Here is a 20872-nt window from a genome sequence, read left to right as displayed (position 1 = left end):
GGATTTTTGACATACAAAATTACTGCTTTCTAAAGGTGCTGGTACTGTGGATAAACTGATTGAAATTTGATTTATAAGATGTTAAGATAGCAGTGTTTGACATGATAATAATAATATTAGGAGCAGCAAATGAGTAAAACAGTATTTTTTGACATAGACGGAACAATATGGGACGATGACATGGTAATTCCTGAAAGCACCCTAGAGGCTGTGGCAGCTCTCAAGGCAAACGGACATCTGGCATTTATATGTACAGGACGTGCCAGAGCCAGTGTGAGGTCAGAGAAGCTATTAAATATGGGTTTTGATGGAATAATTGCGGCATGTGGCAACTATATTGAAATGGATGGCAAAGTAATATACGAAAATGACCTGAGCTCAGATATGGTACAAAAGGTCATAAGGGTGCTTTCTGAGTGTAAAATGCCTGTAGTGCTTGAGGGCTCCACAGACTACTGGATAGATGATGAGGGCTTTGAGAATGATCCGTATGTGGATTACCTTTTTGAGTCACTTGGTGAGCATGCACATATAATAAGAGGATATGACGGCGAGATAAGAATTAATAAATTCTCCGCTGACGTGATAGATGGTACTGATTATGAGCGTGTGAAGGCAGAGTTTGCCGATGATTTTCTGATACTTGAGCATGTGGAAAATGTAGTGGAGTTCGTGCCGAAGGGAACCTCAAAGGCAACCGGCATCAAATGGCTGTGCAATCATCTGGATATCCCGCTTGATGAAACCTATGCGATAGGCGACAGTGTAAATGACCTTGAAATGCTTGAGAGTGTAGGACATGGAATCGCGATGGGCAACTCAATGCCACCGGTTAAAGAAATTGCGGAATATGTCACATCGGATATTTCAGATGATGGAGTGAAAAATGCGTTAAAGCATTACGGATTGATATAGAAAATGTAAAATAAATATTAAAATGAAATATCACTGTTGACATTGAAATGCAATAGTGATATTTTATTTACATAAAGAAATTAGCACTCGAAAGAAATGAGTGCTAACAAAGATAAAAGGAGGCAATACTATGAAATTAGTTCCATTATCAGACAGAGTAGTATTAAAGCAGTTAGAAGCAGAGGAAACAACAAAATCTGGAATCATCCTTACAAGTTCAGCACAGGAGAAGCCACAGGAGGCTGAGGTTATCGCAGTAGGACCTGGCGGAATGGTTGACGGCAAGGAAGTTAAGATGCAGGTAACAGTCGGACAGAAGGTTATTTATTCTAAATACGCAGGCACAGAGGTTAAGCTTGACGGAGAAGAGTACATCATCGTTAGACAGAATGATATTCTTGCAGTAGTAGAGTAAGATTAATTTACGGATAGAAGCTAAAGATCCGGTACGTTTTACATATCCGGTCATAGCTGCTTACATTTTGGAATTAAATATCAAATATATAAATAAATAGAAAGGTCGTATAAATCATGGCAAAGGAAATTAAATATGGCTCAGAAGCCAGAGCAGCACTTGGAGCTGGAGTAGATAAATTAGCAAATACAGTCAGAGTAACACTTGGACCAAAAGGAAGAAACGTAGTACTTGACAAATCATACGGTGCACCACTCATCACAAACGATGGTGTTACAATCGCAAAAGAGGTTGAGCTTGAGGATGCTTTCGAGAACATGGGAGCACAGCTTGTCAAGGAAGTTGCTACAAAGACAAATGATGTAGCAGGAGACGGAACAACAACAGCTACAGTTCTTACACAGGCAATGGTTCAGGAAGGAATGAAGAACCTTGAGGCAGGAGCAAACCCAATTGTGCTTCGTCGTGGTATGAAGAAGGCAACAGACAAGGCTGTTGAGGCACTTAAGGATATGAGCCAGAAGGTTAAGGGAAAAGAGCAGATAGCTAAAGTTGCAGCTATCTCAGCAGGAGATGAGGAAGTTGGTAATCTCGTAGCAGACGCTATGGAAAAGGTTACAAACGATGGTGTTATCACAATCGAAGAGTCAAAGACAATGCAGACAGAGCTTGACCTTGTAGAAGGTATGCAGTTCGACAGAGGATACCTCTCAGCATATATGTGCACAGATATGGATAAGATGGAAGCAGTACTTGATGATCCGTATATCCTTATTACTGACAAGAAGATTTCCAACATCCAGGATATTCTTCCATTACTTGAGAAGATTGTTCAGGCCGGTGCAAGACTTCTTATCATCGCTGAGGATGTTGAGGGCGAGGCTCTTACAACACTTATTGTTAATAAGCTTCGTGGTACATTCAATGTAGTAGCTGTAAAGGCTCCTGGATATGGTGACAGAAGAAAAGCAATGCTTGAGGATATCGCAATCCTTACAGGTGGTCAGGTAATCAGCTCAGATCTTGGACTTGAGCTCAAGGATACAACAATCGATATGCTTGGCCGTGCTAAGTCAGTTAAGGTTCAGAAGGAGAACACAGTCATAGTTGATGGTGCCGGAGACAAGGATGCTATCGCAGGCAGAGTAAGCCAGATTCGTGGTCAGATTGATGAGACAACATCTGAGTTTGATAAAGAAAAATTACAGGAGCGTCTTGCCAAGATGGCAGGCGGTGTAGCAGTTATCCGTGTAGGTGCTGCAACAGAGACAGAGATGAAAGAGGCTAAGCTTCGTATGGAGGATGCCCTTAACGCTACAAGAGCAGCAGTTGAAGAGGGAATCATCGCAGGTGGTGGATCAGCATATATCCATGCATCAAAGAAGGTTGCAGAGCTTGTTGATACACTTGAGGGAGATGAGAAGACAGGTGCAAAGGTTATCCTTAAAGCACTCGAGGCTCCACTTTACTATATCGCTGCAAACGCAGGACTTGAAGGTGCAGTAATCATCAACAAGGTAAAGGAGTCAGCTCCGGGAACAGGCTTCAACGCAGCTACAGAAGAGTATGTAGATATGGTTGATAATGGAATCCTTGATCCTGTAAAGGTTACAAGAAGTGCATTACAGAATGCAACATCAGTAGCTTCAACACTCCTCACAACAGAGTCAGCAGTAGCTACAATCAAAGAGGACACTCCAGCAATGCCAGCAGGTGCCGGCGCCGGAATGGGCATGATGTAATCGTAGACAATGAGGAAAATAAAAAATCAGAGGCAAGCTCGCTTGCCTCTGATTTTTTATTTGACGAATGTCCGGATATGAGCAAGAAGCACCTAAGTGCGGATTGCGAATATACGGAGGCTGGTGTAAGCCAGCCGTGTCTACGATATAAGTAAAATAACACCATAAGCTCGCTTGCCTCTGATTTTTTATTTGACGAATGTCCGGATATGAGCAAGAAGCACCTACTGTGCGGACCACGAATATACGGAGGCTGGTGTAAGCCAGCCGTGTCTACGATATAAGTAAAATAACACCATAAGCTCGCTTGCCTCTGATTTTTTATTTGACGAATGTCCGGATATGAGCAAGAAGCACCTACTGTGCGGACCACGAATATACGGAGGCTGGTGTAAGCCAGCCGTGTCTACGATGTAGGTGGAATAATGTCGAAGTACATCAAAAACTTCTTTTCAAACAATTACACCTATGGTATAATGAGCGGTGTTGGAAAAAATACGACAACGAATATTTATATCGGAGTGAGAATTAATGAGTAAGGTTATAGTAGTTACCGATTCAAACAGCGGTATCACACCTGACGAGGCAAAGAAGCTTGGAGTTGAAGTGATTCCAATGCCTTTTTACATCGATGAGCAGATGTATTATGAGAATATCGATCTGACACAGGAGCAGTTCTATGAGAAGCTTACGGCAGGCGGCGATATCAAGACATCTATGCCTTTAGTTGGTGACGTAACAGATAAATGGGATGAGTTTTTAAAGGAAAATGATGAGATTGTATACATTCCAATGTCATCAGGTCTTTCAAGCTCATGTGAGACAGCATATATGCTCTCGCAGGATTATGACGGCAAAGTGCAGGTAGTCAATAATCAGAGAATATCAGTTACAATGCGACAGTCGGTTATAGATGCGAAGAACCTGGCAGAAGCAGGAAAAAATGCAGCTGAGATAAAGCAGATATTAGAGAATGCAAAGTTTGAGTCTTCCATATATATCATGGTAGATACGCTTAACTACCTCAAAAAGGGTGGTAGAATCACGCCTGCAGCGGCAGCTCTTGGCACACTTTTAAAGCTTAAACCGGTGCTTCAGATTCAGGGTGAGAAGCTTGATGCATTTGCAAAGGCACGTACCGTAAAGCAGGCAAAGAGCATCATGATAGATGCCATGAAGTCGGATTTTGAGAAGCGCTTCAATAATCCGGATGGCAGCCAGATAAATCTTGAAATGGCATACACACATGATATTGCAGCAGCGGAGACATTTAAGGAAGAGGTTCAGGCAGCATTTCCAAATAACGAGATAGTCATGAATCCGCTTTCACTTTCGGTCTCATGCCATATAGGACCCGGAGCGCTTGCAATAGCCTGCTCTAAGAAGATAGAGTATTGTAATAAATAATTATTAATAGTTACAAAGCATAATAAATATACCACTAAAATCAAGCAGTAACATGGCACAATGTGTCGTGTCAGAAAATACAAGGGAGGCATGTAAAATGTCAAAGGTAGATGTAGTAATAGGATGTTTCTATGGTGATGAAGGAAAAGGTAAGGTAATTGATTACCTTGCAGCAGACGCTGATGTAGCAGTAAGATGCACAGGCGGAGACAATGCCGGTCACACAATCAAAGCAAACGGTGTTAAATATGCAATGCACCTTATTCCGTCAGGACTCTTATCAGGACATACAATCGGAGTGATCGGAAACGGAGTAGTTTTAAATCCGCAGGTTCTTTTAGAGGAAATCAACAACCTGAAGGAGCACGGATATGATGTAGATAAATACTTAAAAATCAGTGACAAAACGCATGTTATTTTCCCATATCACAGAAAGCTGGATGTAGCGCTTGAGAAGGTGAGACAGGCAAAGAAAATCGGTACTACAGGAAAGGGTATCGGACCTTCATACTGCGATAAGTATGAGAGAAGCGGAATCAGAATGGAGGATTTATACGCACCTGATTTCAAGGAGCGCCTTAAGGAGCAGACAGAGCTCAAGCTTGCACTTCTTAAGGTATATGATCCTGAGACTGATTATACAAAGGAGCTTGATTTCGACAAGATGTTTGCAGAGTACAGTGACTATGCAGCACAGCTTGAGCCATATGTATGTGATACAATAACCCTCTTACACAAGGCACTTGAGGATGACAAAAAGGTGGTTGTTGAGGGAGCACAGGCTACACTCCTTGACATCGACTTTGGTTCATATCCATATGTTACATCATCAAATCCTACAATCGGTGGTATTCTTACAGGAACAGGTCTTTCTGCTTCAGATATCGGAAATGTATACGGTGTCATCAAGGCATACTCAAGCCGTGTAGGTGAGGGACCATATGTGACAGAGCTTCTTGACGCAACAGGAGACAGAATCCGTGAGCTCGGACATGAGTACGGCACCACAACAGGCCGCCCGAGAAGATGCGGATGGTTAGACCTTGTCACCTTAAAATATGCCAAGCGTCTTAACGGACTTACAGCACTTTCTGTAAACCATCTCGACACAATCGGCAAGTTTGATACAATAAAAGTCTGCACCGGCTACGATGTAAACGGTGAGGTAACAGAGGACTTTACAACAAATCTCAAGGTTTTAAACAACGCAAAGCCTGTATATGAGGAGCTGGAAGGCGGCTGGGGAGATGAAATCGCAAGCTGTAAGACTTTCGAGGAGCTTCCTGAGAATGCACAGAAATACATCAGTTTCATAGAGAAATACATCGGAGTACCTGTTAAGTTTATCGGAACAGGTGCTGACAGAGAAGCTATGATTGTGCGCGCAGACAATTAGTAAAGCTAAAATGCTATAGTATTAAAATTTTAAATAATGTACAAAAGAGTGTTCAAAATTCACAAATTGAACACTCTTTTTTTTACTCTGATATCATAACAATTTAGCAGGAGGAGTATTACTGTGATAGAAATTAGTAATCTCGTAAAGAAATATGGCGACCATATGGCCGTAGATCATCTTTCGCTGACTGTTGAGCCGGGAAAGATATACGGACTTTTGGGACCAAACGGCGCCGGAAAGTCAACCACCATGAATATTGTTACCGGATATATCGGTGCTGATGGTGGAACAGTAAAGATAAACGGCTATGATATATTTGCACAGCCTGAGGAGGCAAAAAAATGTATCGGATACCTGCCGGAGATACCACCGCTTTACGTGGATATGACGGTATATGAGTATCTCAAATTTGTGGCAGAGCTCAAAAAGCTCGACAGGAAAAAGAGAAAAGAAATGATAGCAGATGCCATGGACATGACCGGCATCACGGAGGTGAAAAACCGTCTCATAAAGAACCTTTCCAAGGGCTACAGACAAAGAGTGGGCTTCGCCCAGGCACTTCTTGGCTACCCGGAAATCATCATACTGGATGAGCCTACAGTTGGACTTGATCCAAAGCAGATAATAGAGATTCGTGAGCTTATTAAAAAGCTTGGAGAAAATCATACGGTGATACTGAGCTCACATATTTTAAGTGAGATAAGTGCAGTGTATGGCTTATATTTTTATGTATACAATCTGAAAAACGGTTATCCGTATATCTCATATGATTTAAAGGGAATCGGTTTTATTATGATGATTGCAGTGCCAATTCTCACGATGAGATCGCTTTCTGATGAGAAAAAGACAAAGACAGATCAGCTCATGCTGACATCGCCTGTATCTGTCGGAAGGATTGTAGCAGGAAAATATTTAGCGATGGCAGCAGTATACACCATAGACATAGCACTTTTTGCACTTTCACCGCTCGTGTTGTCAATTTACGGCAAGGTGGCGCTCAGTGAAGCGTATGTGGCTTTGTTTGGCTACTAGCTTTACGGTTTATCATGCATCGCCGTGGGACTTTTTATATCGTCCATATCTGAGAGTGTGATAATATCTGCAATACTTACATTTGCGGCATTATTCCTCTCATACATGATGCAGTCTATTACAGGGCTCATCTCGTCAAGTGGGAATCTGCTAACAAAGGTGCTTAATTGCTTTGATTTGTACACACCATTTGAGAATTTTGTGAGTGGCTGCTTTAGTGTCACATCGGCAGCTTATTATGTGACGGTTATTTTGCTTTTATGCTTCTTGACGACTCAATCTATCCAGAAGAGAAGATGGGCATTTTCAAAGAAGATGATAGGCATAGGGGCATTTTCAGCAGGAATGATTGTCATAATGTGTGCAATCTGTGTGGTGGTAAATCTTGTAGTGACAGCGCTTCCTACCAGGTACACATCAATTGACTGTTCGGCTACAAAGCTGTACTCGCTCACAAGCGATACAAAGGACAGGATAAGTAAGCTCGATGAGGATATCACAATCTATGTTTTAAATTCCAGGAAATCAAAGGATGCAAAGATAGATGAGACAATCAACAGATACAAGGATCTTTCGAGTCATATAAAGGTAAAATATGTAGACCCGGCGACAAGCCCGAAGTTTTATCAGGATTACACAGACACGACACCTACCACAAACAGCCTTATCATCGAGAACAAAAACCGTTCAAAGGTGATTGATTACAATGATATATATGAATATGACAGCTCATCATATTATTACGGATACCAGTCGCAGTCTAGCATCACAGGCTTTGATGCCGAGGGACAGATTACAAGTGCTATAGAGTATGTCACAATGGATGCAGATGAGCTCCCGGTAATTTATCAGATAACGGGACACAATGAAACGGAAATAGGAAGCAATTTTCAGAGTGTTGTAAGCAAGGCAAATGCAAATCTTAAGAGTTTAGAGCTCTTTAACGAGGAAAAGGTGCCGGACACAGATGAGAACGGACCGTTTACTACAGGTCTTGCTGTAAATGATTCAAGCACCGGCGCATCGATTGTTGTGTTTGGTACGCCTTATGTGGTTGATGATTCATATGATAATGCTGTTTCCGGCAACAATGCAGACATGTTCAAGGATGTTATCACATCAATGACCGGAAATGTTGAGCTTGCATCAAGTGTGATACCTGTGAAGGAGTACACCTTAAGCAATATCACTATAAATACGCTGCAGGCGGTTATTACGGGACTTATCATAATGATAGCTGTACCAATACTGCTTATTATCATAGGAATCGTTGTATGGGCAATGAGGAGAAAGAAGTAGATTACAGGTAAAAGTGTATAAGAAATAGGAGAGAAAATGAATGAATAAGCAGAAACGCACCTTTGTGATACTTGCGATAATGATACCTTTCTTAAAATCAATACAAGCAAGGTCACATCGCTGCTTGGAAACGCCACAAGCATTACAGCTTCAAAGAAATTTGATTCAGATGCGGATACATCTGATTTTGGGCTGGATGAACCACAGAATGTCGTAAAGCTAAGCACCGATGACAAGGCATATACCATCACAATCGGTGAGAAAAACGCTATGCTTGGTGAGTACTATATCAAGGTAAATGATGATGTATATCTTTCAAGTACCACAATCCTTAGAACAATTCCGGATTCTATAGATGATATGATTGCAACGGAAGACAGTGAGAGTACAGAGACTGAAAGTGAGTAGCAATGGATTAATAGTTTAAAAATGATAACTTTAAGAAATAGTTCATCTTTTTTTTATGAAATAGGTATTGAAATCGTGCTGATGTTGTACCATTATAATGATTAAAGGGTCAAAATGTATCATTATTATGATGTAGAATAATGAGGGAAAACGGTGAATAGCATGAATAAGATGAACAAAGACAGCAATAGCATAAATATCACGGGCCTTACCGATGAAGAGGTAAGGCAGAGAGTGGAGGAAGGACTTACCAACAGGGCTGATATATCTACAGACAAGACGACAAAGGAAATTGTGATTTCAAATGTTTTCACATATTTTAACCTTATATTTCTTGTCATAACGATACTTCTCATAATGGTAGGTTCTTTCAGAAATCTGACATTTCTGCCTATAATTATTGGAAATACGGTAATCGGAATCGTTCAGGAAATCCGCGCAAAAAAGACTCTTGAAAAAATGAGTTTACTGAATGCTCCGCATGCGGATGTCATCAGAAACGGCAGCGTAAAGCAGATTAGTACGGATGAACTTGTAAAGGACGATGTGATTTTACTTACCGCAGGAAAGCAGATTTGTGCGGATGCGGTTGTGATATCCGGAAATATACAGGTAAATGAATCACTGCTCACAGGTGAAGCTGATGAGGTAGAAAAGACAGAGGGCAGTACTCTCATGTCGGGAAGCTTTGTTGTATCGGGAGAGTGCTATGCGAGGCTTGAAAAGGTCGGTAATGAATCATATATCTCAAAGCTGAGCCTTGAGGCAAAATCAATGGGCGGCAAGGAGCAGTCAGAGATGATACGCTCCATTAATTTGATTGTCAAATGGGTTGGCATAGTTATAATTCCGATTGGGTTTATATTATTCTGGCAGAGTCATTTTGTGAATGGTGAGTCTATCACAAAGAGTGTTACATCGACAGTTGCAGCGATTATAGGAATGATACCGGAGGGCTTATATCTGCTGACCACAGTGGCGCTTGCCTTAAGCACTATGAAGCTTGCAAGGAAAAAGGTTTTGCTTCATGATATGAAAAGTATTGAGACGCTTGCGCGTGTGGATGTGCTTTGTGTGGATAAAACGGGCACAATTACTGAGCCTGATATGAAGCTTAAGGAAATTTTTCTCTGTAAAAACAGTGGAGCAGATGGCACACAGACAGCTTTGACATTAGATGAGCTTAAAAGTCTTATTTTAGATTATGCAAATGCTTCGGTTGACAACAATGCGACTATGCTCGCACTAAAGGCATATGCGGCGGATGCTTTGACAAATAATACATCTGCACTGCATCGTACAGCGGTTTCACAGCAGGCATTTTCGTCGAGTCTCAAATATGGCAGCGTTACCTTTTCTGATGGAACATATCTGCTCGGAGCACCGGAGTTTATCATGCACGAAGACTTTGCGCGCATTGAGGAAGAAATCATACCATACGCTGACAAAGGTGACAGAGTACTTTTGTTTGCAAGGTATGATGGAGAAAACGTGGAGAATGGCATAAATGGCAGCGTTACTCCGCTTGGATTTGTGGCACTTGCCAATCCTATCAGAGAGAATGCGGTAAAGACCTTTGAGTATTTCAAGAGTCAGGGTGTTGCGATAAAGGTTATTTCAGGTGACAATCCGCGTACCGTTTCAAGGATTGCCATACAGGCAGGAATAGAAAGTGCAGAAAGCTTTGTCGATGCGGCAACACTCGATACTGAGGATAAAATAGCCGATGCAGTGAATAAATATACTGTATTCGGACGTGTGACACCAAAGCAGAAAAAACAGCTTGTAAAGGCTTTGCAGGCTAAAGGTCATACGGTTGCGATGACAGGAGACGGAGTCAACGATATACTTGCCATGAAGGACGCCGACTGCAGTGTGGCTATGGCATCGGGAAGTGAGGCGGCAGCTCAGGCAGCCCAGGTTGTCCTTTTGGACTCTGACTTTGCACATATGCCGGATGTGGTATATGAGGGACGCAGGGTGGTAAACAATATCCAGCGCTCAGCCAGCCTGTTTCTTGTGAAAAATATATTCTCACTGTTACTTTCACTGTTTTCAGTTATTCTTATGGTTACGTATCCGCTTGAGCCGGCACAGGTATCGCTCATCAGTATGTTTACCATAGGAGTACCGGGATTCTTATTGGCACTGGAGCAGAATAAGGACAGGATAAAGGGGCGCTTTATCACCAATGTCATGCTAAAGGCACTGCCGGGTGGACTTACGGATGTAATAGCTGTCGGAGCGCTTGTCGTATGCGGAGAAGTATTTTGTATATCAGATGCAAGCATAGGAACGATAGCGACGCTTGTACTTTCGGTAGTGGGCTTCATGATACTTTTTAAAATCAGTGAGCCGCTCAATAGAATGAAATATGCTGTTATTATCGGAAATATAGCAGGTCTGGTATTTTCGGGTTTCTTCTTAAAGAAACTGTTTGCACTGACAGATTTGTCAAATATATGTATTCTTCTCATGATAGTGTTTGGCTTTGCGGCTGAGTCACTGTTTAGGAATCTGACACTTCTGGTTGAGAAACTGAGAGGCTCATATGAGAAAAAGAAGGGCTTCAATGTCTGATATTAAAAATCTGCATGGCACCATAGGTGTGTGGCAGCTTAGGACCAGGGGCCTTTCTTGATGGGCACGACAGATTTTTACAGTTCGCGCAGGTATTACAGAGCTCTTTGATATTTTTCTGCTTTTGTGAGTCAAGCTTTATTATGAGGGCGGCTGTCTTAAGTGGCATGAGCATATTTGAACCGGTGAGATGTATGCCATCAGGGCTTACGTGCTCAAAAATCTCAGGCAGCAGCTCAAGAGGATATTCATCGCCTAAAAATGACAGCTCAATGGCATAAAGAGAACTTTCTTCTTCGATAGCCTTTGCAAACTGCTCATATGCGTTTGACAAAAGCATGAGGCTTAAACAGTCTGTTATGTAGGCCTCCTCAAGCTGCTCATGGTTTAAATACAGCTCTGACAGCTCGTCTGCACCGTTTCCGAGTGTCACGAGACCGTATGCATAGTGTGCCAGAGATACCTCAGGCAAATCCTGTTTTATGGAATAATATGCGAAGGCATCCACCAATGGAAGCATTGCTGTGTATATTGCCCGGATAAGAGGCAGCTTATCATTATCAAAATGAAAGCGGCTGCAGAATTCGTTCCAGTCTTTAGATGATAATTCAGGTGTGATTTTGCGTTTCATGGTATTTTGGTTACATCATCAGATTCTTTATCAGAACCCTTTAAAAGTCTGTATACAAATGAATACGCCCAGATAAGTACCGGGATAATGATAGTTGCGGCAACGGCAGCCTTCCAGTAGCGCATGTCGCTCGTGTGATCGAGCACAGTGGCAACAAATGCCACAACATATAAAAATAATAAAAGGATGGCACCAATCAGTGCCAGAATACGTTTTGTCTTTTTCATGAATTGTTCTCCGTGGTTTTTGAATAGTTATTTAATAATTATAGTAACTATTCAGAACCACCCCACACACATTCGCAAAAACGCACGATACTCGTGCTTTCTCGTTGCTACGCAACTAATTTTGCTCATATATGTGGGGGTGGCTCTATTCGAGCCACCTTGAGAACAAGAAAATCTGCTGCTTACATGCAAGCATGACACATCAGCTTTTTTGTTCTCAGTGGTTCTGAATAGTTACTAATTATAATATAAAAAAACAAAATTGACGTCAAGCTGTTATTTTGGTATAATACATCCATATGTGAAGTTGAGGCTGTTTGGCCTCGTATCAGTTTATAAAAGATAAAGGTGGTAGTAAAAATGGCTTTATTAGAAGAGTGGCACAAGATTGCCTATAATGACAAAGCAGATCAGGGGGAGTTACAGCGTTTTTGGCAGCATTATTTCCTCTTGGAGAAGGGCGTATATGAGAAGCTCCTTGCAAATCCGGATGAGGCAGTAGAGGGAACAGTCAAAGAGCTTGCTGAGAAATATGAGTTATCAATCATGGAGATGACAGGCTTCTTAGACGGAATCAATGACAGCCTTGTCACACCAAACCTAATCGAGGAGATGGATGAGGACACAAAGGTAAGCCTTGCATTCGATAAAGAAAAGCTCTATAAGAACATGGTAGATGCAAAGGCAGACTGGCTTTACAATCTCCCGGCATGGGATGAAATCTTTGACGCAGAGACAAAGCATGCGCTTTACCTCGAGCAGAAGAAGTCAGGAACAGTGGTAGTAGGCAAGAAAATCGGCCGAAATGACCCATGTCCATGCGGTTCGGGCAAGAAATATAAAAAATGTTGCGGAAAAAATGCATAAAGTACTTTACAGATTAGAAAAATAAGTATATTATCATTTTTTGGAAGGAACATTAATTGTTCTAAAGATATGTATGGCACATGTTTGCGTATATTACATACATATGTGCAACAGCATAATAACAATACGTTGAAGAGCACAGTAAGTATATTAAAAGCAGCAGAGAGGGAAGCCTTGGAAGACGAGAATCAAAGTCCAAAGAGTGGTGAAAGCTCCCCGGTGGATGATATACCGAACACCAGCTTGGAGTGGCTCCAATAAAGCCCGGTGATACCGTTATAGTCAAATGAGTTTCTGTCGGATACAGACAAGCAGTATGTTTTCAGGCGGAAAGAATGTGGGTGGAACCACGGTAACAAAGCTTATCGTCCCCGATGTCGCAGCAATGCGGTGTCGGGGATTTTTATATTAAAAATAAAGGAGAGATAACCATGAAGATAACATTGAAGGATGGCTCATCAAAAGAGTACAGCGAAGCAAAAAGCGTATATGAAATCGCAAAAGATATAAGCGAGGGACTTGCAAGAGCAGCCTGCGCAGGAGAGGTTGACGGAGAAATTGTTGACTTAAGAACAGTTCTTGACAAGGACTGCACACTCAATATAATCACAGCAAGTGATGAGGAAGGACTTCGTGTCATCAGACATACAGCATCACACGTGCTGGCACAGGCAGTAAAGAATCTGTTTCCGGATGCAAAAATCACAATCGGACCGGCAATTGATGACGGTTTCTACTATGATTTCGATTCACAGCCATTCTCAAGAGAGGATCTCGATGCACTTGAGGCAGAGATGAAGAAAATCATCAAACAGGGTCATGAGATAACAAGATTTACACTCCCTAGAGAGGAAGCAATCAAATTCATGAAGGAAAAGGATGAGCCATACAAGGTAGAGCTTATCGAGGAGCTTCCTGAGGGTGAGGAGATTTCATTCTATGACCAGGGTGGATTTGTAGATTTATGTGCAGGACCACATCTTATGAGCACAAAGGGAGTAAAGGCTTTCAAGCTCACATCATCATCAATGGCATACTGGAGAGGTGATTCAAACAAGGCAAGACTCCATCGTATCTACGGAACAGCCTACAATAAAAAAGAGGATTTAAAGGCACATCTTGAGAGAATGGAGGAGGCTAAGAAGCGTGATCACAATAAGCTTGGTCGTGAGATGGAGCTTTTCACAACAGTAGATGTAATCGGACAGGGACTCCCGCTTATGATGCCAAAGGGCACAAAGATGATTATGAAGCTGCAGAGATGGATTGAGGACCTCGAGGATAAGGAGTGGGGCTATGTGCGTACAAAGACACCACTCATGGCAAAATCAGACCTGTACAAGATTTCAGGACACTGGGATCATTATCTTGACGGCATGTTTGTTCTCGGAGATCCTGAGAAGGACGGCGAGGAAGAGGTTATGGCACTTCGTCCGATGACATGTCCGTTCCAGTATTATGTATACAAGGCAAAGCAGCACTCATACAGAGATCTGCCTTACAGAATGGGTGAGACATCCACATTGTTTAGAAACGAGGATTCGGGAGAGATGCATGGATTGACACGTGTCAGACAGTTTACTATCTCAGAGGGTCACAATGTTATCCGTCCTGACCAGTGTGAGGAGGAACTCAAGGCATGCTTCAGTCTTAACAGATATGTACTTAAGGTGCTGGGACTCGAGAATGATGTGACATACCGTCTTTCAAAATGGGATCCAAAGAACACAGAAAAGTATTTAGGAGATGATGAGTACTGGAACTCAACACAGGAGGTTCTTCGTAACATCCTTGTTGAGGAAAATGTTCCTTTTGTTGAGGCCGACGGCGAGGCTGCATTCTACGGACCAAAGATTGATATTCAGGCCAAGAACGTATACGGTAAAGAGGATACCATGGTAACAATACAGCTCGACTGTGCTATTGCTGAGAATTTTGATCTGTACTATATTGATCAAAACGGCGATAAAATCCGTCCATACATCATCCACCGTACATCACTCGGCTGCTATGAGCGTACACTTGCATGGCTTATCGAGCACTACGCAGGCAAGTTCCCTACATGGCTCTGCCCTGAGCAGGTTAGAGTGCTTCCTATCTCAGAGAAGTATGCTGATTATGCTAAAAAGGTAGCAGATGAGCTTAAGCGCAATGATGTTGATGTGACAGTTGACAACAGAGCTGAGAAGATCGGATACAAGATCAGAGAAGCTCGTATGGATAAGCTTCCATATATGCTTGTTGTTGGAGCAGACGAGGAGGCAGACGGCACAGTATCGGTAAGAAGCCGTTTTGAAGGAAATGAGGGTGTTAAGCCACTTTCAGATTTCATCGACCAGATTTGCAAGGAAATCCGTACAAAGGAAATCAGAGTGGAGCTTCCGGAAGAGGAAAAACACAGATAATCAATTAAAAAGTATAAAAAAAATCAATCAGGACATACTAGCCTATGCATAAGCAAAGGAGGCAAAAGTATGACAAGACTTGATTGTAATGTTGAAAAATGTGCGTATAATGCAGATAACTGCTGTAAGCTCAGAGAAATCGATGTGAAAGGAAATAAGGCAAAGAAAGCCTGCGATACACAGTGTGGCAGCTTTTCAAATAAGGCCTGTGACTGTGAGGTATCTGCAGAGCTAGCTATTCACAAGGAGACAGATGTGCACTGTGATGCAGCAAAGTGTAAGTACAATGACCACAATAGCTGCATGGCCAATCAGATTGGCATCAAGAAAAACTGTACACCTAATAAGTGCAGTACAGAGTGTGCAAGCTTTGAGTGTCAGGCGTAGACTAAGAAGCGCATAATGACAGTTGCCCGGAGTATCAGGTTTATGGTGCTCCGGGTACATATATTTTCGTAATTTGTGATTGCTGCCGTATATATTATGGTGTGACAGACAGCAATTACAGTCAGGAAAGGAAAAATATGGATTATAATATAAACTTCCCACATCTTCATATATATCTGCAGCATGTGATAAAGAGTATATCAATAGGAAGCTTTGATATTGCGATGTACGGCATAATAATAGCATGTGGTATGCTTGCGGGGCTGGGCGTGGCCTGCTATGTGGCAAAAAAATCAGGACAAAATCCTGATACATACTTTGACCTGGCACTTGTGGCAATCATATGCTCGGTGATAGGCGCAAGAATATACTATGTGGTATTCAGGTGGGATTTGTACAAGGATGACCTGCTTAGCATATTCAATATCAGGCAGGGAGGACTGGCAATTTACGGAGGAGTGATAGCAGCAATTATCACCACATTCGTTTTTGCAAAGGTCAGAAAGCTGTCGTTTCCACTGTTGTGTGATACGGCGGGGCTTGGACTGATACTGGGACAGGCGATTGGCCGATGGGGAAACTTCTGCAACAGGGAGGCATTTGGCGATTATTATGACGGACTCTTTGCCATGCAGCTTCCGGTATCAGCTGTCAGGACATCGGATCTGACTGAAAAGCTTATGTCACATACAACTGTGGTAGACGGAGTGGAGTATATCTCGGTGCATCCTACATTTTTGTATGAATCCTTTTGGAATCTATGCCTGTTTATTTTGTTGATGCTTTATTTTAAGCACAGACGGTTTGACGGAGAGGTGTTTCTTCTATATTTATTAGGCTATGGTATAGGAAGATTCTGGATAGAAAACCTGCGTACAGACCAGCTTCTCATCCCTTATATCAATTATCCGGTGTCTATGGCACTCGCCGCCACTTTGGTGGCAGTATCAGCCATATGGATAGGTATTGTCAGATATAAGCAGATGAAAATGGGCAAAATGGTGGACACTCCACCACAATCCACCACTAAAGAGTAAATTTCATATGTATTTTATAAAAAAGGCGCAAAGTCCATGAAAAGACGGAGCGTCTTTTTTTAATGCTTTTTTATGGGAATTTGTCTTAAAGCCTTGATTTTGTGGGCTGTAAGGTGTAATATTGTAACTAAGTGGTGAAAAGTGGAGTGAAATACCATATAAGTGGAGTGAAGTGGTGGAAAGCTTCAAAATGAGGAAAAGGAGGATGGATGCCATGTTCATGGGCGAATATAATCATTCAATAGACGCCAAGGGCCGTATGATTGTCCCGGCGAAGTTCCGTGAACAGCTTGGTAATGAGTTTGTAGTTACCAAGGGCTTAGATGGCTGTCTGTTCGTCTATTCCAACGAAGAATGGCATCGCATTGAGGAAAATCTTCGCGACAAACCACTCACATCAAGAGAAGCAAGAAAATTTATGAGATTCTTTTTTGCAGGAGCAGCCACCTGTGAGGTGGACAAGCAGGGCAGAATCCTCTTACCGGCGAACCTTAGAGAATACGCAGGTATAGATAAGGAAGTAGTATCTGTCGGAGTATACAGCAGAGTAGAAATCTGGAGCAAAGACAGATACCTTGAGAACTCTGATTTTGACGATATGGATGAGATAGCAGATCATATGGCAGAGCTTGGCATAGGCATTTGATATTAAATGGAGAGACCACATGGAATTTAAGCATTATTCAGTCTTAAGGGACGAGACAATTGAAAATTTAAACATCCGTCCTGACGGGATATATGTGGATGGTACTCTCGGAGGAGCCGGGCACTCATATGAGATAGCTAAGAGGCTCTCAGACAAGGGCAGGCTGATTGGCATAGATCAGGATGCGGATGCTATAAAGGCAGCAGGAGAGAGACTTGCAGAGTTTGGAGACAGGGTAACGATAGTCAGAAGCAATTATTCTGATATGAAGAATGTGCTTCATTCACTCGGCATTGAAAAGGTGGATGGTATTATGCTGGATCTTGGAGTTTCATCCTTCCAGCTTGACACACCAAAAAGGGGTTTTACCTACAGGAGTGAGGATGCACCGCTTGATATGCGTATGGACGACAGAAATGTCCTTACTGCAAGGGATATAGTAAATACCTACAGCGAAAATGATCTGTACCGTATCATCAGGGATTACGGTGAGGACAAGTTTGCAAAGAATATTGCAAAGCATATTGCAGCAGCAAGACAAAAGCAAGAGATAACGACAACAGGCGAGCTCAACGAGATAATAAAGGCAGCGATACCAAAAAAGGTCAGAGCTACCGGTGGTCACCCGTCAAAGAGAACATATCAGGCTATCAGAATAGAGCTGAATCATGAGCTTGATGTGCTAAGGGACAACCTGGATGACATGATAGATTTACTTAATCCGGGCGGCAGGATATGTATTATCACATTCCACTCTCTCGAGGACAGAATAGTAAAATCCAATTTCAAAAAAAACGAAAATCCATGTACATGTCCACCGAGCTTTCCGGTATGTGTATGCGGTAATAAATCAAAAGGAACGGTTATCACCAGAAAACCAATCCTTCCATCCGAAAAGGAGCTTGAAGAAAACTCACGCTCCAAAAGCGCAAAGCTTCGGGTATTTGAAAGAAATGAATTATAGAATGACAGCAAAAGGAGCAGCTAAATGAATAAAACAATTTATTATGTAAACGGGAATGCAGTAAGAAAACTTGAGGAGGCAGAGCCACAAAGACACGGGCACAGTACAAGAAGAGAACTTGAGGATGCTAGACGCAGAAAAAACAGAAGAAGAGCAGCACGCAGAAATCAGGAAAGAGCACTTTCAATGAATCGTGCATTTGTCACATTTCTTACAGCGTGTGTGCTGGCATCAGCATTCGTTTCTGTTACAGTGATACAGACCAGATCAAATGTGACCCAGCAGATGAAGGAAGTGGCGGCACTCGAGAGCAGGGTAGCAGACATCAAAGCAGATAATGATGTCAGATATAAGAAAATTACCACATCAACAGATTTGAATGCCATTAAAGATGCGGCAATCAACAGACTTGGCATGAAGAGTGCCACACAGGATCAGATAGTTTACTATTCAGTTGACAATAATAACTATATGGATCAGTATAACGATATTCCGGAATAAATTGGAGGAAGCATATTGGCAGCCAGAGCAAGGAAAAGACCGGTCAGAAAAATAGGCCGTCAGATGAAAAAAAAGCTGTTTGTGTTGTTTATGTTTATTGTTGCAGGTATGCTTGGACTTATCGGCAGACTGATGTATATTGAATACACAAGCGGAGATGCATATACAAAAAAGGTTTTATCACTACAGTCATACGACAGCAAAACGATACCATTCCAGCGCGGAAATATAGTGGATTCAAATGGTACAGTGCTTGCAACGAGTGTGGCTGTTTATAATGTTGTGCTGGACTGTTCTGTTATGACCGGGAAGAAGGAGTATATAGAGCCGACAATTGATGCGCTTACACAGTGTTTTTCGGAGCTGGACCGCGCTGTACTTGAGGATTACGCTAAAAACAGCAAGGACAAAAAATACATTGTACTTTTAAAAAAACAGTCATATGACACAATCCAGCCGTTTGTGCAGATGCAGGATGCGGTTGACAAAAAAGGAAACCTCAAAAATCCAAATATCAAGGGTGTCTGGTTTGAGACAGAATACCAGAGAAATTATCCGTTCGGCACGCTGGCAAGCTCTGTTATCGGATTTACATCATCGGGTGACGTTGGTACAACAGGACTTGAAAATTATTATAATGATACATTAAACGGTGTGAACGGAAGAGAATACGGATACTTAAACGCTGATAATGATTTTCAAAAGACGGTTATACCTGCTGAAAACGGAGATACAATCTATACAACTATTGATGCAAATATACAGTCAATTGTGGAGGACAAGATAAAGCTTTTCTCAGATACCTATGCAAATAATGCAAGAGAAGGGCTGGGAGCAGAAAATATCGGTGTAATCATAGAAAATCCTAAAAACGGTGAGATACTCGCCATGGCAAATTATCCAAACTTTGATCTGAACGATCCGAAGAATATGAAGAATTACTATACACAAGAGCAGCTTGATGCAATGAGTGATGATGATACATTAAATACTCTGAATAAGCTGTGGCAGAACTTCTGTATTACACACACATATGAGCCGGGTTCAGTACAGAAGCCGTTTACCGTTGCATGTGGACTTGATACGGGAACACTCACTACGGATATGACATTTTTGTGCGATGGATATGAGATGTTCGGCGGTGAGAAGGTGTCATGTGTCAATCGAAATGGACATGGTATAGAAACACTTGAAAAGTCACTCATGGATTCCTGCAATGATGCACTCATGCAGATGTCATATAAGATAGGAGCAGAAAATTTCCTGTATTATCAGAGTGTGTTTGGATTTGGCCAAAAGACCGGCATTGATTTACCGGGTGAGGCAAATACGTCGACACTTATGTATACACTTGACAACATAAAGCCTGTAGATTTAGCTACAAATGTATTCGGACAGAACTATAACTGTACGATGATAGAGATGGCAGGTGCGTTCTCTTCACTTGTGAATGACGGAAATTATTATCAGCCGCATGTGATAAAGAAAATTGCCGATGAGGACGGAAATACCGTAAAGACAATAGAGCCTACGATGCTCAAAAAGACTGTGTCAGAGTCAACCAGCCAGACCTTGAAAAATTATCTGCAAAATGTTGTTGCACAAGGAACCGGTAAGGTTGCAAAGGTTGATGGATATTCCATGGGTGGCAAGACCGGAACCGCACAGATGTATGATGAGACAACCCATCTGCGTAAAAGGGGCTGCTATCTTGTATCGTTTATCAGCTGTGTACCGGCACAGGATCCACAGCTTGTCATATACTCTGTAATTGACCAGCCTAACGTGCAGGATCAGCCTCACAGTAACTATGCACAGAATCTTACAAGAGAGATATTAAAGGAAGTACTTCCGTATATGAATATCTACCCTGATGAGGAACAGACGGGTGTAAATGCTGACCTTACGATAACGGGAGCAAATCCTCCGACAGGAGAGAAGGTAACTCAGGAAGGCGAGCAGGGTGAATAGAGAATAGCCTCAATATTTTTTGCATATATTAGTGTAAAA

18 protein-coding genes and 1 pseudogene are annotated in these 20872 nt (G+C 42.0%); 17 read left to right on the top strand and 2 right to left on the bottom strand.

Annotated features, from left to right (window positions below; translation table 11 throughout):
* The first annotated feature begins 129 nt into the window (after positions 1-129).
* The 9 genes and pseudogenes from ACTQ1L_RS03655 to ACTQ1L_RS03615 all read left to right on the top strand — a co-directional run bounded on the left by ACTQ1L_RS03655 (position 130) and on the right by ACTQ1L_RS03615 (position 11197).
* Complete coding sequence (locus tag ACTQ1L_RS03655) at positions 130-915, top strand: Cof-type HAD-IIB family hydrolase (RefSeq protein WP_441365472.1); 786 nt, start codon at positions 130-132, stop codon at positions 913-915.
* A gap of 130 nt (positions 916-1045) precedes the next feature.
* Positions 1046-1330 (top strand): co-chaperone GroES, encoded by a 285-nt coding sequence (locus ACTQ1L_RS03650; RefSeq protein ID WP_015516725.1) that lies wholly within the window; start codon positions 1046-1048, stop codon positions 1328-1330.
* Between the two features lie 116 nt (positions 1331-1446).
* Positions 1447-3072 (top strand): chaperonin GroEL, encoded by a 1626-nt coding sequence (gene groL, locus ACTQ1L_RS03645; protein WP_012743104.1) that lies wholly within the window; start codon positions 1447-1449, stop codon positions 3070-3072.
* Between the two features lie 531 nt (positions 3073-3603).
* A complete protein-coding gene (locus ACTQ1L_RS03640; protein ID WP_321112426.1) occupies positions 3604-4479 on the top strand; it encodes a DegV family protein in 876 nt (291 codons plus the stop codon).
* Positions 4480-4576: 97 nt separating this feature from the next.
* Entirely contained in the window at positions 4577-5875 is a 1299-nt protein-coding gene (locus tag ACTQ1L_RS03635) for an adenylosuccinate synthase (RefSeq protein ID WP_321112424.1), read from the top strand.
* 123 nt (positions 5876-5998) lie between these two features.
* Complete coding sequence (locus ACTQ1L_RS03630; protein WP_441365471.1) at positions 5999-6910, top strand: ATP-binding cassette domain-containing protein; 912 nt, start codon at positions 5999-6001, stop codon at positions 6908-6910.
* A 24-nt stretch (positions 6911-6934) separates the two neighbouring features.
* On the top strand, positions 6935-8209 hold the full coding sequence (locus ACTQ1L_RS03625; protein ID WP_441365470.1) for a DUF7088 domain-containing protein: 1275 nt from the start codon (positions 6935-6937) through the stop codon (positions 8207-8209).
* 84 nt (positions 8210-8293) lie between these two features.
* Positions 8294-8617 (top strand): annotated as a pseudogene (locus ACTQ1L_RS03620) (DUF4340 domain-containing protein); the annotation flags it as partial.
* A 162-nt stretch (positions 8618-8779) separates the two neighbouring features.
* Entirely contained in the window at positions 8780-11197 is a 2418-nt protein-coding gene (locus ACTQ1L_RS03615; protein WP_441365469.1) for a cation-translocating P-type ATPase, read from the top strand.
* Here ACTQ1L_RS03615 and ACTQ1L_RS03610 read toward each other — a convergent pair.
* Positions 11187-11828: a hypothetical protein gene (locus tag ACTQ1L_RS03610; RefSeq protein ID WP_441365468.1), complete on the bottom strand. Its 642-nt coding sequence runs from the start codon at positions 11826-11828 to the stop codon at positions 11187-11189. The genes ACTQ1L_RS03615 and ACTQ1L_RS03610 overlap by 11 nt on opposite strands.
* Positions 11825-12055, bottom strand: a complete 231-nt coding sequence (locus ACTQ1L_RS03605) for a hypothetical protein (RefSeq protein ID WP_321112417.1) — start codon at positions 12053-12055, stop codon at positions 11825-11827. The genes ACTQ1L_RS03610 and ACTQ1L_RS03605 overlap by 4 nt, the downstream gene beginning before the upstream one ends.
* 360 nt (positions 12056-12415) lie before the next feature.
* Between ACTQ1L_RS03605 and ACTQ1L_RS03600 the strand changes: the two genes are divergently transcribed.
* The 8 genes from ACTQ1L_RS03600 (at position 12416) to ACTQ1L_RS03565 (ending at position 20833) form a co-directional block, all read left to right on the top strand.
* Positions 12416-12922: an SEC-C metal-binding domain-containing protein gene (locus tag ACTQ1L_RS03600; protein WP_441365467.1), complete on the top strand. Its 507-nt coding sequence runs from the start codon at positions 12416-12418 to the stop codon at positions 12920-12922.
* Between the two features lie 431 nt (positions 12923-13353).
* Positions 13354-15327, top strand: a complete 1974-nt coding sequence (gene thrS, locus ACTQ1L_RS03595) for a threonine--tRNA ligase (protein ID WP_441365466.1) — start codon at positions 13354-13356, stop codon at positions 15325-15327.
* Between the two features lie 69 nt (positions 15328-15396).
* On the top strand, positions 15397-15714 hold the full coding sequence (locus ACTQ1L_RS03590) for a DUF1540 domain-containing protein (RefSeq protein WP_441365465.1): 318 nt from the start codon (positions 15397-15399) through the stop codon (positions 15712-15714).
* A 137-nt stretch (positions 15715-15851) separates the two neighbouring features.
* Positions 15852-16751: a prolipoprotein diacylglyceryl transferase gene (gene lgt, locus ACTQ1L_RS03585; RefSeq protein ID WP_441365464.1), complete on the top strand. Its 900-nt coding sequence runs from the start codon at positions 15852-15854 to the stop codon at positions 16749-16751.
* A gap of 214 nt (positions 16752-16965) precedes the next feature.
* Entirely contained in the window at positions 16966-17397 is a 432-nt protein-coding gene (gene mraZ, locus ACTQ1L_RS03580) for a division/cell wall cluster transcriptional repressor MraZ (protein ID WP_015516716.1), read from the top strand.
* Positions 17398-17416: 19 nt separating this feature from the next.
* Positions 17417-18361: a 16S rRNA (cytosine(1402)-N(4))-methyltransferase RsmH gene (gene rsmH / locus ACTQ1L_RS03575; RefSeq protein ID WP_321112412.1), complete on the top strand. Its 945-nt coding sequence runs from the start codon at positions 17417-17419 to the stop codon at positions 18359-18361.
* 24 nt (positions 18362-18385) lie between these two features.
* Positions 18386-18862 (top strand): hypothetical protein, encoded by a 477-nt coding sequence (locus ACTQ1L_RS03570; RefSeq protein WP_441365463.1) that lies wholly within the window; start codon positions 18386-18388, stop codon positions 18860-18862.
* A 15-nt stretch (positions 18863-18877) separates the two neighbouring features.
* The gene (locus ACTQ1L_RS03565; protein ID WP_441365462.1) at positions 18878-20833 is read left to right on the top strand and encodes a peptidoglycan D,D-transpeptidase FtsI family protein; all 1956 of its coding nucleotides are present in this window, start codon (positions 18878-18880) and stop codon (positions 20831-20833) included.
* The last annotated feature ends 39 nt before the right edge of the window (positions 20834-20872 follow it).

It is taken from the genome of Agathobacter sp. LCP21S3_B2 (genome assembly GCF_052118705.1).
GTDB lineage: Bacteria > Bacillota > Clostridia > Lachnospirales > Lachnospiraceae > Roseburia.
This window is presented reverse-complemented; position numbering and strand designations above follow the sequence as displayed.